At 72.6% G+C, this 15,338-nt stretch carries 17 protein-coding genes; 7 read left to right on the plus strand and 10 right to left on the minus strand.

Going from position 1 to position 15,338, the window contains the following annotated elements; all coding sequences use genetic code 11:
• Nucleotides 1–21 precede the first annotated feature (21 nt).
• The 4 genes from efeO to OG867_RS23525 form a co-directional block, all read right to left on the minus strand.
• On the minus strand, nucleotides 22–1,158 hold the full coding sequence (gene efeO / locus OG867_RS23510) for an iron uptake system protein EfeO (protein ID WP_406288171.1): 1,137 nt from the start codon (nucleotides 1,156–1,158) through the stop codon (nucleotides 22–24).
• 191 nt (nucleotides 1,159–1,349) lie between these two features.
• On the minus strand, nucleotides 1,350–2,189 hold the full coding sequence (locus tag OG867_RS23515) for a heme ABC transporter ATP-binding protein (protein ID WP_406288174.1): 840 nt from the start codon (nucleotides 2,187–2,189) through the stop codon (nucleotides 1,350–1,352).
• Nucleotides 2,186–3,283, minus strand: coding sequence for a FecCD family ABC transporter permease (locus tag OG867_RS23520; RefSeq protein WP_406288176.1), 1,098 nt, complete (start codon nucleotides 3,281–3,283; stop codon nucleotides 2,186–2,188). The genes OG867_RS23515 and OG867_RS23520 overlap by 4 nt, the downstream gene beginning before the upstream one ends.
• Nucleotides 3,280–4,335 carry a hemin ABC transporter substrate-binding protein gene (locus tag OG867_RS23525; protein ID WP_406288179.1) on the minus strand — a complete coding sequence of 352 codons (1,056 nt, stop codon included), beginning with the start codon at nucleotides 4,333–4,335 and terminating at the stop codon, nucleotides 3,280–3,282. The genes OG867_RS23520 and OG867_RS23525 overlap by 4 nt, the downstream gene beginning before the upstream one ends.
• 146 nt (nucleotides 4,336–4,481) lie before the next feature.
• On the opposite strand from OG867_RS23525, the gene OG867_RS23530 reads away from it, so the two are divergent.
• The 3 genes from OG867_RS23530 (at nucleotide 4,482) to OG867_RS23540 (ending at nucleotide 8,247) form a co-directional block, all read left to right on the plus strand.
• Nucleotides 4,482–5,891, plus strand: a complete 1,410-nt coding sequence (locus OG867_RS23530; RefSeq protein WP_406288182.1) for an HtaA domain-containing protein — start codon at nucleotides 4,482–4,484, stop codon at nucleotides 5,889–5,891.
• A 64-nt stretch (nucleotides 5,892–5,955) separates the two neighbouring features.
• On the plus strand, nucleotides 5,956–7,494 hold the full coding sequence (locus OG867_RS23535) for an HtaA domain-containing protein (RefSeq protein ID WP_406288184.1): 1,539 nt from the start codon (nucleotides 5,956–5,958) through the stop codon (nucleotides 7,492–7,494).
• Between the two features lie 81 nt (nucleotides 7,495–7,575).
• The gene (locus OG867_RS23540; protein ID WP_406288187.1) at nucleotides 7,576–8,247 is read left to right on the plus strand and encodes a PhzF family phenazine biosynthesis protein; all 672 of its coding nucleotides are present in this window, start codon (nucleotides 7,576–7,578) and stop codon (nucleotides 8,245–8,247) included.
• A gap of 4 nt (nucleotides 8,248–8,251) precedes the next feature.
• Here the strand turns inward: OG867_RS23540 and OG867_RS23545 are convergent, their stop codons facing one another.
• Both OG867_RS23545 and map read right to left on the minus strand, forming a co-directional pair.
• The gene (locus OG867_RS23545; RefSeq protein WP_406288189.1) at nucleotides 8,252–8,914 is read right to left on the minus strand and encodes a heme oxygenase (biliverdin-producing); all 663 of its coding nucleotides are present in this window, start codon (nucleotides 8,912–8,914) and stop codon (nucleotides 8,252–8,254) included.
• Nucleotides 8,915–9,072: 158 nt separating this feature from the next.
• Nucleotides 9,073–9,930: a type I methionyl aminopeptidase gene (gene map / locus OG867_RS23550; protein ID WP_328899919.1), complete on the minus strand. Its 858-nt coding sequence runs from the start codon at nucleotides 9,928–9,930 to the stop codon at nucleotides 9,073–9,075.
• 58 nt (nucleotides 9,931–9,988) lie between these two features.
• Between map and OG867_RS23555 the strand changes: the two genes are divergently transcribed.
• Nucleotides 9,989–10,225 carry a hypothetical protein gene (locus tag OG867_RS23555; RefSeq protein ID WP_328899918.1) on the plus strand — a complete coding sequence of 79 codons (237 nt, stop codon included), beginning with the start codon at nucleotides 9,989–9,991 and terminating at the stop codon, nucleotides 10,223–10,225.
• 35 nt (nucleotides 10,226–10,260) lie between these two features.
• On the opposite strand, the gene OG867_RS23560 is transcribed toward OG867_RS23555, so the two are convergent.
• The gene (locus OG867_RS23560; RefSeq protein ID WP_406288193.1) at nucleotides 10,261–11,571 is read right to left on the minus strand and encodes an MFS transporter; all 1,311 of its coding nucleotides are present in this window, start codon (nucleotides 11,569–11,571) and stop codon (nucleotides 10,261–10,263) included.
• Nucleotides 11,572–11,671: 100 nt separating this feature from the next.
• Complete coding sequence (locus OG867_RS23565) at nucleotides 11,672–12,277, minus strand: hypothetical protein (RefSeq protein ID WP_330311793.1); 606 nt, start codon at nucleotides 12,275–12,277, stop codon at nucleotides 11,672–11,674.
• Between the two features lie 120 nt (nucleotides 12,278–12,397).
• On the opposite strand from OG867_RS23565, the gene npdG reads away from it, so the two are divergent.
• Nucleotides 12,398–13,108, plus strand: a complete 711-nt coding sequence (gene npdG / locus OG867_RS23570) for an NADPH-dependent F420 reductase (protein WP_406288196.1) — start codon at nucleotides 12,398–12,400, stop codon at nucleotides 13,106–13,108.
• Nucleotides 13,109–13,182: 74 nt separating this feature from the next.
• Nucleotides 13,183–13,365 carry a hypothetical protein gene (locus OG867_RS23575; RefSeq protein ID WP_406288198.1) on the plus strand — a complete coding sequence of 61 codons (183 nt, stop codon included), beginning with the start codon at nucleotides 13,183–13,185 and terminating at the stop codon, nucleotides 13,363–13,365.
• Nucleotides 13,366–13,380: 15 nt separating this feature from the next.
• Here the strand turns inward: OG867_RS23575 and OG867_RS23580 are convergent, their stop codons facing one another.
• A complete protein-coding gene (locus OG867_RS23580) occupies nucleotides 13,381–13,965 on the minus strand; it encodes a GNAT family N-acetyltransferase (protein WP_406288200.1) in 585 nt (194 codons plus the stop codon).
• Nucleotides 13,966–14,023: 58 nt separating this feature from the next.
• A complete protein-coding gene (locus OG867_RS23585; RefSeq protein WP_328899912.1) occupies nucleotides 14,024–14,812 on the minus strand; it encodes a site-2 protease family protein in 789 nt (262 codons plus the stop codon).
• Between the two features lie 57 nt (nucleotides 14,813–14,869).
• Between OG867_RS23585 and OG867_RS23590 the strand changes: the two genes are divergently transcribed.
• Nucleotides 14,870–15,259, plus strand: a complete 390-nt coding sequence (locus OG867_RS23590; RefSeq protein ID WP_328899911.1) for a signal peptidase I — start codon at nucleotides 14,870–14,872, stop codon at nucleotides 15,257–15,259.
• Nucleotides 15,260–15,338 lie beyond the last annotated feature (79 nt).

The raw sequence follows: 15,338 nt of genomic DNA on the forward strand, positions 1-15,338 counted from the left end.
CCGGAGCCTCTTTCCGTCCGGTTACTTCGTGACCGCGGCGGCCAGCTTGGACAGCGGCTCGGCCAGCGCGTTGACCGCGTCCGACAGCTCCTTGCGGTCCGCCTTGCCGACCTTCTCGTAGGAGGTGAAGTCGTACGAGGACGGGTTCGCGCGGTACTTCTCCAGCAGCTTGTTCAGCGCGGCGAACCGCTTGTCCAGGGTGGCGGTGAGCGCGGAGTCGTTCTTCGACGTGATCGGCTTCAGCAGCCGGTAGGACTGCTCGGCGCCCTCGACGTTCGCCTTGAAGTCGACCAGGTCGGTGTGGCTGTAGCGCTCCTCCTCACCGGTGACCTTGCCGGTGGCGACCTCGTCGAGGAGCTCCTTGGCACCGTTGGCCATCGAGGTCGGGGTGATGTCGGCGGTGCCGACGCGCTTCTGCCAGTCGGTCAGGTCCTTGTAGAGGACCGGCGCGAGGGCCTTCTCCTCGGCGCCGAGCTTCTTGTCCTGCCACAGCGCCTTCTCCAGGCGGTGCCAGCCGGTCCACTTCTGGCCGTCCTCCAGGCCGTCCGCCCGCACGTCGACCTTCGGGTCGATGTCGCCGAAGGACTCGGCGACCGGCTCGGTGCGCTCCCAGCCGATGCGGGAGTTCGCGTACGCCTTCTTCGCGGCCTCGATGTCCCCGGCGGCGACGGCGTCCGTGAAGACCTTGACCTTCGGCAGGGTCTCGTCGGCCTGCGCCTGCACGTAGGTGCGGTACGCGGCGACGGCCTTGTCCATCTCGGGGCTGCGCTTGGCCGCCCTGCCGCCGCTGACCTCGATCTTCTGCCGGATGCCGTGGCCCTTCATGCCGGGTTTGCAGGCGATCTCGTACGAACCGGCCTTGATCTCGGCCGTGATGGTGGCCTTGGTGCCGGGGCCGATGTTCTCGCGCTCGGCGACGATGCGGTCGTCCGGGAAGAGGACGTAGACCTCGGTGACCTTGGAGCCCTTGTTCTGCACGGCCAGCTCGATGTGGCCGGCCGGGAGCTTCGTCTTCGAGACCTCGCAGGAGTCGTCCTTGGCGACGACCTGGACGGCCCCCTCGCCCTTGCCGTCGCTCTTCTCGGCGCAGCCCGTGACGGCGGTCAGAGCGGCCGCGGTCGCGGCGGCGGTGACGACGGAGAGACGAACGGCTCGCATCAGGGCTCCACTTGAGGATGAAGGAGAAGAAGGAAAAGGGCCGGACCAAGCCGGGTGAGGCGGACCTAACTTAGCCGAGGCTTACCTGTTGGCCACCCCCGTGTGCAGTGATTCAGGTCTCACTGCGCCGACCCGGAAACGGCCGGATCACGGCCGACCCATGGACGTACCTCGCACAGGTAATGCACAGGTCAAGAGGCGCGGTCGGGGACCACCAGCGGCACCCCGGTCCGCGGGTGCGGGAACACCTCGACCGGCTGCCGGTAGACCCGGCCGAGCAGTTCACCGGAGAACACCTCGCCCGGCGGGCCCGCCACCGCGACGCGCCCCTCGTGCAGCACGGCCGCCCGGTCCGCGTAGGCGGCGGCCAGTCCCAGGTCGTGCAGGACGACCACCACCGCGTCCCCGGCGGCGGCCCGCTCCCGGCAGATCCGCAGCACCAACTCCTGGTGGCGCAGGTCCAGCGCGGCCGTCGGCTCGTCGAGCAGCAGCAACGGGGCCCGCTGCGCCAGGACCCGGGCCAGCGCCACCCGCGCCCGCTCGCCGCCCGACAGCGCGGAGAAGGGGCGCCCGGCGAACCCGGTGACCTCGGTGGCCGCCATCGCCTCGGCGACCGCCGGATCGTCCTCGTCGGCCCGGTCCGTCCCGGCCCAGGGCGCCCGGCCCATCCGGACGACGTCCTCCACCGGGAACGGGAAGGCGAGGGCCGCGGTCTGCGGCAGGACCGCCCGGCGCAGGGCCAGTTCGGGTGCGGACCAGTCGGTGACCGGGCGCCCGTCGATGCGCACGGCCCCGCTCTCGGCGGGCAGGTCGGCGGCGAGCGCGGCGAGCAGCGTGGACTTCCCGGCCCCGTTCGGGCCGACGAGGGCCAGCACCTCGCCCGCGTACGCCGTCAGGTCGATCGAGTCCAGCACCTGCCGTCCGCCGAGCCGGACCCGCAGCCCTGTCACCTCGGCGGACGGTTTCCCGGCGGGCACGGGCACCGGCAGCCGCCGGGTGTGCGGGGCGAACAGGTTCCGGAGGGACTTCATGCCCAACCACCTTGCTTGCGACGGGTCCTGCGCAGCAGCCAGAAGAAGAACGGGCTGCCGAAGAGCGCGGTCAGCACCCCGAGCGGGAGCTCCGCCGGGTCCGCGACGGTCCGGGCCGCGAGATCGCCCGCGACCAGCACCAGCGCGCCGCCGAGCGCGCTGCCCGGCACCAGGAAGCGGTGCCCGGGCCCGTTCGCCATGCGCAGCAGGTGCGGGACGAGCAGCCCGACGAACGAGATGATCCCCGCGACCGCCACGGCCGCCGCCGTCAGCAGGGCCACGACCAGCACCAGCACCAGCCGCAGCCGCTCCACGTCCACGCCCAGGTGCCGGGCGGGCCGTTCGCCGAGCGCGAGGAGGTCCAGCTTGCGCGCGTAGAACGGGGCGATCAGCAGCCCCAGCGCGGCGCACGGCAGGACGGCCAGCACCTTGGGCCAGGTCGCCTGGGCCAGCGAGCCGAGCTGCCAGAAGGTGATCTGGGTGATCTGCGCGTTGTCCGCGAAGAAGATGAACAGGCCGATGAGCGCGCCCGCGAAGGCGTTGACCGCGATCCCGGTGAGGATCAGCGTCACCACCTCGGTCCGCCCGCCCGACCGCGACAGCGCGTAGACGAGCAGCACGGTCAGCAGACCGGCGGCGAACGCGCAGACGGTGATGGTCCAGTTGCCGAAGAAGCTCAGCCCGAGTGCGATCGAGGCGACCGCGCCGACCGCCGCACCGGCCGAGATCCCGATGACGCCGGGCTCGGCGAGCGGATTGCCGAACACGCCCTGCATCAGGGCGCCCGCGCAGCCCAGCGAGGCGCCGACGAGGAGGGCGAGGACGACCCTCGGCAGCCGTACGTTCCACAGGACGCTCTCGCCGACCCGGTCCAGGGCGTGCCCGCCGAGCCCGATCCGGTGCTGGACGGAGGCGAGCACGTCACCGAGCGGGATGCTGTACGCGCCGAGTCCGGCGGACAGCAGGCAACCCACGACCAGGGCGGCGACGAGTCCGGCGGTGAGCGTGAAAGCGGTGGAGCGCCGGGCCCGTGGCAGGGCCGTTGGAGCCTCGGGCCCGGCAGTCTTGGCGGTGATCCCGCAGGAGGCCGTCACTGGTCCGCACCGCTCTCCGGGTAGAGCTGCTCGACCAGTTCGCTCAGGACGCGGTCGGTGCGCGGGCCGTAGTTCAGCAGCACGCCGTCGTCGACCGAGACGATCCGCCGGTCCATCCCGGCCGGGGTCTCCGCGACGCCCGGGATTTCCACCAGGCCGTCGATCCCGCCGACCGATTCCAGCCCCTTCGTCATGACGAGGATCGCGTCGGGGGCGGCCTTGGCCAGGGCCTCGCTGGTGATGGCGGTGAAGTCCTTCTTCAGCCCGGACGCCTTGCCCGCGTCCACCGCGCCCGCCGCCTCCAGCAGCGAACTCGCCCCGGAGTCCCGGCCGCCCAGCAGATAGACGGACGCGGAGCCGCGCAGATAGAGGAAGGCGACGCGCGGCTTCCCGCTCCCGTCGGCCGGTGCGGGCACCGACTCGCGTACGGCGTCGATACGGTCCTGCGTCCGCTTCTTCAGCGTCTCCCCGGCCTTCGGCACGCCGAGCGCGGCGGCCACGGTCCCGATCCGGCGGCCCACGTCGGACAGGTCCTTCGCGGGTTCGACCACGACGAGCGGAATCCCGGCGTCGCGGATCTGGCCGATCGCCTCCGCCGGGCCGGTCGTGGTGTCCGCGAGGACCACGGTCGGCTTCAGCGACAGCACGCTCTCCGCCGACACGTCGTGGGCCCGGGTCACCACGGGCAGCTTCTCGGCCTGTTCGAAGGTGGCGGTGATGTCACGGGCCACGACCCGCTTGCCGAGCCCGAGCGTGAAGACGATCTCGTTCAGGCTGCCGGTGAGCGGGACGATCCGGTCCGCCGAGGTGATGGTGGTCCGCTTGCCGTCCGCCGAGTCCACGGTGACCGGGAGCTTCGGTGCGGCGGTGCCGGTGAGCGGTTCGATCCGGTCCGCGTCCGCCGCCGAGGCGCCCGCGGACTTCGCCGAGGGCGCGTCCGTACCGCCGCAGCCGGCCAGGAGGAGCGCGGAGGCCAGGGCGAGGGCGGTCGCCAGGGTGCGCGTACGCCGTGCGCCACGGCCCGGTGGGGCGAAGTCCTGCGTGCAGCGCACGGGGCACCGTCCTGTCGTTCTACGGCTCGTACTACGGCGAGCAGTTGGTGGTGGTCTGCGAGGAATGTGACGGAAGGGAGTACCGGCACAGGATGTTCATACCTTAGGTTAGCCTTACCTCAGTTTCCAGACCTCGGAGGGGTTCCATGCCACCGTTCAGACCTGCCCGCGCTCTCGCCGTCGCGCTGCTCGCGGTCCTGCCGGGTGCGCTGTTCCCGGCCACCGCCGCGCAAGCGGCGAGCCGCACGGTGCAGGGCGGACGGCTGGACTGGGGCATCAAGTCCTCGTTCCAGAGTTACGTCACCGGGCCGATCGCCCAGGGGAGTTGGGGGCTGACCGGCGGCGCCGCCACGGTCGGCGGCAGCCAGTTCCGCTTCCACTCCGCGACCGGCTCCTACGACCCGGCGACCGGCGCCTTCCGGGCCGGCTTCTCGGGCGGCGTCCGCTTCACCGGCCACAAGAAGTCCGACGGCTCCTACGAGCTGGACCTCACCATCAGCCGCCCCACCGTCCGCATCCAGGGCGGCAGCGGCACCCTGTACGCGGACATGACCAGCAAGGAGCGGGGCAGCGGACGCGTCACCACCGCCGCCCAGGTCCCGCTGGCCGCGCTCGGCCTGTCCGGGATCGACATGCGGGGCGGCACCACCCCCGTCGCCCTCACCAACATCCCGGCCACGCTGACCGCGCAGGGAGCCAAGTCCTTCGCCGGCTACTACACCGCCGGCACGCCCCTGGACCCGGTCAGCCTCTCCGTGGACACCACGGGCCCGGCCGCGAAGCCCTCCAAGTCCCCGGCGAAGCCGGGCGGGAGCGCCGAGCCGGAGAAGAAGTCCACGGCCGGGCGCTTCGAGGACGCCGCCGTCGACTGGGGCGTGCGCCGCACCTTCCGCGAGTACGTCACCGGCTCGATCGGCCAGGGCCAGTGGACCCTCGCCGGCGGCGCCCAGGACGGCGGCGCGCTCTTCCGCTTCCCGAAGGGGAAGGGCACGTACGACCCCGAGGGGCAGACCCTCGCGGCCGCCTTCGCGGGCAGCATCCGCTTCACCGCGACCGACGGCCTCGATCTGAAGCTGTCCCGGTTCGCGGTCGCCGTGAAGTCCGGCAGGGGCACGCTGAGCGCCGACGTCCTGAGCGACGGCAAGGCCACCAAGTCCGTCCCGCTCGTCACCTTCGCCGCCAAGGACTTCGCGCCGAAGAAGGGCCTCGCGGTCCTCACCGAGGCACCCGCCACCCTGACCGCCGACGGGGCGAAGGTCTTCGGCTCGCTCTACAAGGCGGGCACCGCGATGGACCCGGTCTCGCTCGCCGTCGCCCCCGACGCGAAGGCGGCCCTCCCCGCCCTGCCCGACCTGGGCAGCGACGCCTCGGCATCGCCCGAGCCGACCGGCAGCCCGGCGGCGAAGGCGGCCCCGGTGCCCACGGCGGCCGCGAAGGACGACGACTCCCGCACCGGGCTCTACCTGACCCTCGGCGGAGCCGGACTGCTCGCCGCGGCGGCGGTCACCGTGCTGCTGCTCGTACGCCGCAACCGGGCGACGCCGGACGCCTCCTGACCCCCCGCACCACCCCGTCCCCACCCCCCGTACACCCTGTTCATCCCTGAGGAGACCATCCGCCATGGCAGCCACCCGCCGCCCCATAACCCTCGCCGCAGCCGTCGCGACCGCGGCCACCCTCGGCGCCGCACTCGCCCTCCCGGCCCTCGCCGCCGACCGCACCGCGCCGAACGCCACCGCTGCCGCGCCGACGATCGAGCTGAAGGACGGCACGCTGGACTGGGGCTTCAAGGAGTCCTTCCGCCGGTACATCGGCGGCGCAGGCAAGATCACCGTCAAGGACGGCGCGAAGCAGGCCGAGAACAACGGCGTCTTCACGTTCGTCAACGGCAAGGGCAGCTACGGCACCGGCACCCACGCCACCGACACCGCGTTCGAGGGCGGGGTCAACTTCTCCGCGCACGGCGGCGTCCTGGACATCACCCTCTCCGACGTCAAGGTCTCCACCGCCGGCACGGGCGGCGCGATCACCGCCGACGTGGCCACCCCGCAGGGCACCCAGAACGACGTCGCCGTCGCGGCCCTCGACCTCTCGGCGGTGAAGCCGGGCCAGGGCGCGGGCGGCGCGATGGTCTTCAAGGACATCCCGGCCACGCTGACCAAGGCCGGCTCCGAGGCGTTCAACGGGCAGTACAAGGAGGGCGAGGTGCTGGACCCGGCCACCCTCACCGTCACGGCGGCCGCGGCCCCGACCGAGAAGCCCACCGACAAGCCCACCGACAAGCCGACGGAGAAGCCGACGGAGAAGCCGACGGAGAAGCCCACCACCAAGCCGACGGCCGAGCCCAGCCCCACGGCCACCGTCACCGACAAGCCGTCCGCCGCGTCGGGCGAGGTCGTGGACGGCGCCCTGGACTGGGGCGTGCGCGCGTCCTTCCGCTCCTACGTCACGGGCCCCATCGCCCAGGGCAAGGTCGAGACGACGTCCGGCGCCAAGGCCACCGCGAGCGGCTACCGCTTCCCCGACGCCACCGGCACCTTCGACGCCGCCGGGCAGAACCTCAAGGCCACGTTCGGCGGGAAGGTCCGCTTCCTCGGCCACCAGGAGGACGGTGCCTACGCCCTCGACCTGTCGCTGTCCCACCTGAAGGTCCAGGTCTCCGGTGGCAAGGGCACCCTCCTCGCCGACGTCTCCTCCAAGGACCGCGCGACCAAGAAGGTGTCCACGTACGCCGGTCTGGTCGTCGCCGACCTGAAGCTGCCCGCCGGCAAGCTCACCGCCAAGCACGGTGTGGTGACCCTCTCCGGCGTCCCGGCGACCCTGACCTCCGACGGCGCCACCAAGGCGTTCGGCGGGATGTACCAGGCGGGCGAGGCGCTCGACGCGCTGACCGTCGCGGTCTCCCTCGACAAGGACGCCACGCTCCCGACCGGCTCCACCACCGGGGGCTCCTCCACGACCGGCGGCTCCACCACCGGCGGCGGCAGCGTCGGCGGTTCGGGCTCCGTCGGCGGGGGCGGCACGGTCGGCGGCTCGGGCGCCCTCGCCTCCACCGGCTCCGACGTGCCCACGGGCTCGCTGCTCGCCGCCTCGGGCCTGATCGTGGCGGCCGGTGCCGGAGCGGTCGTCGTGGCGCGCCGTCGCCGTACCACCGTCTGACCCACCGCACACCGCACGACACCGCCCGGGTACCGGCCCTTTCGTCGGGGCGGGTGCCCGGGCGGGTGCTTGAATGCGGGCGTGAACGACTACGACGTACCCGCCGGCACCGACGTCCTCCGCGTGTTCTGCGGCCCGGACGGCCGGCACGGCAACGCCCTCGGTGTCGTACGCGACGGGCGCCGCATCCCCGACCGCGCGGACCGGCAGGAGCTCGCCGGGAAGCTCGGCTTCAGCGAGACCGTGTTCGTGGACGACCCCGAGCGCGGCCGGCTCGACATCTACACCCCGGGGCTGCGGCTGCCGTTCGCCGGGCACCCCGTCGTCGGCGCCGCCTGGCTGCTCGACCTGGAGGTCCTGGAGCTGGAGGTGGGCGACGTGTTCGCCCGCTACGACGGGGAGTTCTGTTGGATCACCGCCCGCCCGGAGTGGGCGCCGCCGCGCACCCTGAAGCAGTACGCCTCGGCCGCCGAGGTCGACGCGCTCCCGGCACCGCCGCCCGGAGAGGGCCGGCTCTATGCCTGGGCGTGGGAGGAGGAGGCGGCGGGGCGCGTACGGGCGCGGGCGTTTCCGCGCCGGGACGACGGGATCGTGGAGGACGAAGCGACGGGAGCCGCGGCCCTGTTGTTGAGCGCGCACCTCGGGCGCGCGCTCAACATCACACAGGGCCGCGGCTCCCAGATCCTCACGGCTCCCGCGCCGGACGGCACGGTGGAGATCGGCGGCAGGGTGGTCCTGGCCCACCACGGGTAGCGGCTCAGGCGGCGCGGAACTCCTGGCCCAGCTCCCGGAACACGGCGGTGTTCAGCGCGAAGGCGCGCTTGCACTCGTCCACGATCCGGCGCTTCTCCAGGTCGTCCGCGTTCACCGCGTCCAGCAGCTCGCGGTAACCCCGCTTGAAGGCGGCCGGGTTGGGGATCTCCTCGAAGACGTAGAACCGCACCCCGTCGCCCTTGCGCGCGAAGCCCCAGGTCTTCTCCGCCTTGTCCCGGATGATCTGACCGCCCGACAGATCGCCCAGGTAGCGCGTGTAGTGGTGCGCGATGTACCCGGCGGGCCAGGTCCGGGCGCACTCGGCGACCCGCTCGGCGTACGCGGCGGTGGCCGGCAGCGGCTCCAGGCCCTCGCGCCAGCGGTCGCCCCGCAGATGGGCGAGGTCGCGCTCCAGCTCGGCGGTGCGCATCAGTTCGGGCTGTATGAACGGCCCCGCCACGGGGTCCGAGGCCAGTGCCCCGGCGCCCTCCTCCAGGGCGCGGTACACGAACCACAGCTGCTCGGTGTAGCGCGCGTACGCGTCGACGCCGAGGCGCCCGCCGAGCAGGTCGCCCATGAACGTCGAGGTCTCCGCCTCGGTGTGCTGCTCGTGGGAGGCGATGCGGATCAGCGTCGAGAAGGGTGTGGCGGTGACGGTTGCGTCCAAGGCGGACCTCCGGGGCCAAGGGGGACGGGAAGTACCCTGATCCTCCTACTTAGGCAAACCTAAGTCAACCGCTTGCCGACGTCTTGTCGGCAACTGCGCGGAAACGAGAACGGCCGCCCAAAAGGGGCGGCCGTTTCGGAAGCGGGCAGGTCGGGGCGCTACGGGAGGGTCAGGATGTCCGCACCGGTCTCCGTCACCACGAGCGTGTGCTCGAACTGCGCGGTGCGCTTGCGGTCCTTCGTCACCACGGTCCAGCCGTCGTCCCACATGTCGTAGTCGTGGCTGCCGAGGGTCAGCATCGGTTCGATGGTGAACGTCATGCCGGTCTGCATCACGGTCGTCGCGTGCGGGCTGTCGTAGTGCGGCACGATGAGCCCGGAGTGGAACGAGGTGTTGATCCCGTGCCCGGTGAAGTCCCGGACCACGCCGTACCCGAAGCGCTTCGCGTACGACTCGATGACCCGCCCGATGACGTTGATCTGGCGCCCCGGCCGCACGGCCTTGATCGCCCGCCGCAGCGACTCCTCGGTGCGCTCGACCAGCAGCCGCGACTCCTCGTCCACGTCGCCGCAGAGGTACGTCGCGTTGTTGTCGCCGTGCACCCCGTTGATGTACGCGGTCACGTCGAGGTTCACGATGTCGCCGTCGCGCAGCACGGTGGAGTCCGGGATGCCGTGGCAGATCACCTCGTTGAGCGAGGTGCACAGCGACTTGGGGAAGCCGCGGTAGCCCAGCGTCGACGGATAGGCGCCGTGATCGCACATGAACGCGTGGGCGACGCGGTCGAGTTCGTCCGTCGTGACACCCGGGGCGATGTGCTTGGCGGCCTCCGCCATCGCCTGCGCGGCGATGCGCCCCGCGATGCGCATGCGCTCGATGGTGTCGGTGTCCTGCACCTCCGGCCCTGTGTAGGGCGTCGGAGCCGGCTTGCCCACATACTCGGGGCGCCGGATGTTTCCGGGCACGGAACGGACGGGAGTGATCTCCCCTGGTACGAGCAGCGACTGGCCAGACATGCCAGCGAGTCTAACCAGCGTGTCCGGGGCACCATGGCAGAGAGGAAAGGAACCGATGATGGCCCTGTTCAAGAAGCGCACGGTCGGCAAGCCGGGCGAGTGGTTCTACTGCCTGGAGCACAAGAAGGTCGAGGAAGGCCCCGACTGCCCCGCCAAGGACCGCTTCGGCCCGTACGCCTCCCGGCAGGAGGCGCAGCACGCGATGGAGACCGCCCAGGAACGGAACCTGGAGTGGGACACGGACCCGAAGTGGCACGACCGCAAGGGCCCGGACGAGGGCAGGACGGCGGGCTGACGGAGACGCGGGGTTTTCAGGACGGGGGCCCGGCCTCAGGCCGCCGGTTCCACGGCCGGCCCCTCCGCGCGCCGGGCACGCCTGAGCAGCGCGTCCTCGTCCGTCTCCGAGTCGTACGTGAGGAGCTTCGGGAGCGCCGCCGCGAGTAGCGCCACCGACGCGACGCAGGCCACGCCGCCGGTCCAGATCGCCGGCCGGGTCCCGGTCCACCCCGCCATGCCGCCCGCCCGGACCTGGCCGAGCTGCGGTCCGACGCTGTACGAGAGCACCTCGATGCCCGCGAGCCGGCCGCGCAGCTCCTCCGGGATCGTCTGGTTCCAGATGGTCGACCGGCCGAGCCCGCTGAGCATGTCGCCCGCCCCGGCGAACCCGAGGCACACCAGCACCAGCCACACGTTGCCGAACCAGCCGGCCGCCGCGATCGAGAGCCCCCAGACGGCGGCACCGCACACGACGAACAGCCCGTGCCGGCGCACCCGCGAGGTCCACCCGCTGGTCAGCCCGAGCACCAGCGAGCCGACTGAGCCCGCCGCGTACATCAGGCCCAGCGACCAGTCGGCGTCCAGCTCGTCCGCGAGGAACGGGAAGATCGTGTTGGGGAACGCGAAGAACATCGCGGCCATGTCGATCGCGTACGTCCCGAGCAGCACGGGCCGGCTCCAGGCGTACCGGGCGCCCTCCACGATGCCGCCCAGCGACGGCTTCCGCCCCTTCTCGGCGGGCGGCGCGGGGGAGAGCCTGCGGCACATCAGCACGGAGACGGCGAAGGTGACCACGGTGATGGAATAGGCGGTGGCGTGCCCCGCGTAGGCCACCACCAGACCGGCCAGCGACGGGCCCATGATCGCCCCGGCCTGCCAGCGCAGCGAGTTCAGCGCGGCGGCCGCCGGGAGCTGGTCGTGCGGCACGATCCGGGCCATCAGCGAGTCCAGCGCGGGCCGCTGGAGCCCGGCGAGCGCGGAGACCCCGCCCGCCACCACATAGAGCGGCCACAGCATCGGGTCGGGCAGCGCCGCGTTCACCAGCAGGATCACCGCGAGCAGCCCGAGCCCGGCCTCGGTGGCCAGGATGATCTTCCGCCGGTCGGCGGCGTCGGCGAGGGCGCCCCCGTACAGCCCGCATATGACGAGCGGCACCAGCTCCACCGCGCCCATCGCGCCGACGGCGAGCGGGGAGCCGGTGAGGTCCTTGATCTGGAGCGGCAGCGCGATGAGCGCCATGGAGCTGCCGAAGAAGGTGACGATGCCCTGAACCCACAGCAACCGGAAGTCGGCCGATGACCGCCAGGGCGAGAGGTCGGGAAGCAGTGCGGCCAGCCTGGCGGCGGGGGAGGTGCGAGAGGTCACGAGGAGACATGGTCTGTCGTGATACGTGGGGGATGCAAATGGATTACGCGGGGCCAGGGCCCGGTCGTGGGCGACGCCCCGGACCCGCGCGTGCGCGCCGTTACCAGCGCGGCGGCGGGGGAGCCGTCAACTGGTCGGCCAGCCGGGACAGGCGGTCCCGGAACGTCCGCCGACCGCCGCGCGGCACCGGCGCGCCGTTCTCCCCGGCGGCGGCGCTGACCAGGTGCTGGACGGTGTCCAGGTCCACGTCGTCGCCGTCCGTCACGGACAGCGCCTCATGGGCGAGCCCGCGCACCTGGGGGTCGCCGTTGTCCAGCGAGAGCACCGTCGCCCCGGCCCGCCGGGCGTCGTGCACCCGCTCCAGCAGCCCCTCGCCGGGCCGGTCCGGTGTCACCACGAGCAGCGTCTCGCCGCGCCCGGCCGCCTCGATCCGGCCGAGGCCGACCGCGAGGTGCGCCGGGTCGCCGGGCTCCACCCGGTGGCGCACCAGGGTGGGGCGGAGTTCGGGCAGCCCGGACCAGGTGGACTCGTCCACCAGATGGGCGGCGAGGTGCCAGGGCTCGTACACCTCGGTCCCCACCAGCAGCAGCCCGCCGCCGTGCGGGACCACGGAGGAGCGGAGCGCGCCGGCGAACCGCCGGGCGGCGGCGGGCCACTGGGTCCTGGCGAGCACTTCACGCAGCAGCGCCACTCGTACGGCATCCATGGCCCGGCATCCTGCACCATGTGGGGGCCCGGGCACCGGCGAAAGGCCGGAGCGCCATCCGTACGGGTGGCGGCCCGGACCCGCGGGCTCCGCCCGGTACCTGGCAGTAGTGTCGGGGCCATGACTACGAATGACAGCGGCAGCGCGCCCAAGCCCCCCGCCAAGGACCCCTGGGACCTGCCGGACGTGTCCGGCCTGACCGTCGGCGTGCTCGGCGGCACCGGACCGCAGGGACGCGGCCTCGCGTACCGCTTCGCGCGTGCGGGCCAGAAGGTGGTCATCGGCTCCCGCGCCGCGGACCGCGCGGAGGCGGCGGCCGTGGAGCTGGGGAACGGTGTGCGGGGCGCGGACAACGCGACGTGCGCGCGGGAGAGCGACGTGGTGATCGTGGCGGTGCCGTGGGACGGGCACGCCAAGACGCTGGAGTCGCTGCGCGAGGAGCTGGCCGGGAAGATCGTCATCGACTGCGTCAACCCGCTCGGCTTCGACAAGAAGGGCGCCTACGCGCTGAAGCCGGAGGAGGGCAGCGCCGCCGAACAGGCCGCCGCCCTGCTGCCGGACTCCCGCGTCACGGCCGCCTTCCACCACCTCTCGGCGGTCCTCCTCCAGGACGAGTCCATCGAGGAGATCGACACCGACGTCCTCGTGCTGGGCGAGGCGCGCGCCGACACGGACATCGTCCAGGCGCTGGCCGGCCGCATCGCGGGCATGCGCGGCATCTTCGCGGGCCGCCTGCGCAACGCCCACCAGGTCGAGTCGCTGGTCGCCAACCTGATCTCGGTCAACCGCCGCTACAAGGCGCACGCCGGACTCCGTACGACGGACGTCTGAGCCGGGCCCGGGACGGCCGGGGGGATGAGGGACACTGGACGGGACCGCGCATCACCCCCGACAGGAGCCACCCCATGCCCCGCCTCGCCCTCTACGCCCTCGTCGTCTGCGTCCTGGCCCTCGCCGCGGCCGTGACGGCCTTCGTCAAGGGCAGCGTGCTCATCGGCGTCGTCTGGGTCCTGCTGGTCGGCCTCTCCTCGAACATGGCCTGGTACTACCTGCGCCGCCGCCGCGCGGAGGCCGCGTCCGCGGAGTAGCCCGACGCGCCGGGCTCACCGGTCCCGGACCAGGGCGTGCAGATGCATGTCGTGGCGTCCGTCGTCGTGCACGGCGGCGCTGCGCTTGACGCCCTCCAGGGCGTAGCCGCACTTCGTGGCGACCGCGCAGGAGGCGGCGTTCCGCGTCGAATGGTCCAGCTCAAGGCGCCAGAAGCCGACTACCTCCAGCGCCCAGGCGCTGAGCCGCGCGAGCGCCCCGGAGGCCACCCCGGCCCCGCGTGCGGCGGGCAGCACCCAGTAGGCGGCCTCGGCGGTTCCCTCGTCCAGGTCCATGCCGCGCAGGGCGATCCGCCCGAGCACCTCACCGCCGCCCCCGGCGACGGCCCAGTGACCGCCCCTCTCCCGCCGCCAGTCCTCCCCGTAGGCGTCGAACCACTCCAGGACCTGATCCTCGGACGCGGGCCGGCGCGTGTGCCAGCGCCGGATCTCACCGTCCCGGTAGGCGTCGAAGAACACCGAAGCGTCGGCGCGCTCCCAGGGCCGCAGCGACAGCCCGCCGGGGGCGCGCAGCACCGGCTGCGCCGACCCGGCGAGCGAACCGGGGACGATGGTGGGAGGCGTCGACAGGGCACGATGCATGCCCCATGGTCGCCCGCGGACGACGCCCCGCGTCAAGGCCGCCGGAAGCCCCGCCGCCTCACCCGACCACCGCGCACCGCGGGTCCGCCTCCTGCCAGAACCGGTACGCGTCCAGACCGCAGTCGCTCCACCAGCCGTGGACGCCGAGGCCGCGCAGCAGCGCGTACACCGCGTCGAAGAAGGCCCGGTTCAGCTCGGGGACCCACAGCAGTGCGAAGACCGCGATCAGACCGAAGGGGGCGAACGGCTCGACCGCGCGACGGGCCGAGGGGGAGAGCCACGGCTCGATCACCCCGTAGCCGTCGAGGCCCGGCACGGGCAGGAAGTTCAGGATGGCGGCCGTCACCTGGAGCAGCGCCAGGAACGCCAGCGCGTTGCGGAAGGCGGGCGGCACCCCGTCCAGGGCGTCCAGCCAGAACGGCGCGGTGCACACGACCGCGAACAGGACGTTGGTCAACGGCCCGGCCGCCGAGATCAGGCTGTGCCGCCACCGGCCGCGAATCCGGCCCCGCTCGATGAACACCGCACCGCCGGGCAGCCCGATCCCGCCCATGATCACGAACAGCACCGGCAGCACGATGCTCAGCAGCGCGTGCGTGTACTTCAGCGGGTTCAGCGTCAGATACCCCTTGGACCCGATCGAGATGTCCCCGCTGTGCAGCGCCGTCCTCGCGTGCGCGTACTCGTGCAGACACAGCGACACGACCCACGCCCCGGTCACGAACAGGAACGTCGCGAACCCCGGCTGCGCCGCGAAGTCCGCCCACACCCCCCACCCGGCCACGGCCGTCACGGCGGCGATCCCGAGGAAGACCGGACTGATCCGCTGCTGCGCTGCGCTTGCCATGGGACCCGAGCGTAGCCGTCCCCGTCGGGCCGGAACCCCCTGCTAGCGTCCCCCCACGTGAACGACAACGTATACGTGGGCAACGCCGGCAAGGATGCCGCGCTCGACCGGGGATGGATCCTCGGGCACTTCAAGGACGCGGGCGATCCCCGGCACAGCGAGGACGTCGAGATCAAGTGGGGCGTCCACCCGGTGGGCGACGAGCGGGCGCAGTGGGTGCGGGGGGAGCACCGGACCGCGTTGCTCGTGCTCATCAGCGGGCGGTTCCGGGTGGAGCTGCCCGGGCGCAGCGTGCTCCTGGAGGAGCAGGGCGACTACGTGGTGTGGGGCGTCGGCGTCGACCACTCCTGGATCGCCGAGGAGGAGTCCGTGGTGCTCACCGTCCGCTGGCCGTCCGTACCGGGTTACGCGGTCGAGCCGAAGGCATCCGCGACGCCGGAGGGCTGACGGCGACACGGCGGAAACGGTTCGCTTCCCGTCCCCGGACCGGAAAGGGTGGGGCCATGACGAGCAGGGGCGGGGCGGC

This window comes from Streptomyces sp. NBC_00209, from assembly GCF_045206345.1.
Taxonomy (GTDB): domain Bacteria; phylum Actinomycetota; class Actinomycetes; order Streptomycetales; family Streptomycetaceae; genus Streptomyces.

Excerpts from the sequence above, each read along its gene's own strand:
- OG867_RS23565 (WP_330311793.1), bottom strand. The coding sequence starts at position 12,277 with ATGGATGCCGTACGAGTGGCGCTGCTGCGTGAAGTGCTCGCCAGGACC.
- OG867_RS23530 (WP_406288182.1), top strand. The coding sequence starts at position 4,482 with ATGCCACCGTTCAGACCTGCCCGCGCTCTCGCCGTCGCGCTGCTCGCG.
- OG867_RS23575 (WP_406288198.1), top strand. The coding sequence starts at position 13,183 with ATGCCCCGCCTCGCCCTCTACGCCCTCGTCGTCTGCGTCCTGGCCCTC.
- OG867_RS23555 (WP_328899918.1), top strand. The coding sequence starts at position 9,989 with ATGGCCCTGTTCAAGAAGCGCACGGTCGGCAAGCCGGGCGAGTGGTTC.
- OG867_RS23535 (WP_406288184.1), top strand. The coding sequence starts at position 5,956 with ATGGCAGCCACCCGCCGCCCCATAACCCTCGCCGCAGCCGTCGCGACC.
- OG867_RS23580 (WP_406288200.1), bottom strand. The coding sequence starts at position 13,965 with ATGCATCGTGCCCTGTCGACGCCTCCCACCATCGTCCCCGGTTCGCTC.
- efeO (WP_406288171.1), bottom strand. The coding sequence starts at position 1,158 with ATGCGAGCCGTTCGTCTCTCCGTCGTCACCGCCGCCGCGACCGCGGCC.
- OG867_RS23585 (WP_328899912.1), bottom strand. The coding sequence starts at position 14,812 with ATGGCAAGCGCAGCGCAGCAGCGGATCAGTCCGGTCTTCCTCGGGATC.
- OG867_RS23515 (WP_406288174.1), bottom strand. The coding sequence starts at position 2,189 with ATGAAGTCCCTCCGGAACCTGTTCGCCCCGCACACCCGGCGGCTGCCG.
- map (WP_328899919.1), bottom strand. The coding sequence starts at position 9,930 with ATGTCTGGCCAGTCGCTGCTCGTACCAGGGGAGATCACTCCCGTCCGT.
- npdG (WP_406288196.1), top strand. The coding sequence starts at position 12,398 with ATGACTACGAATGACAGCGGCAGCGCGCCCAAGCCCCCCGCCAAGGAC.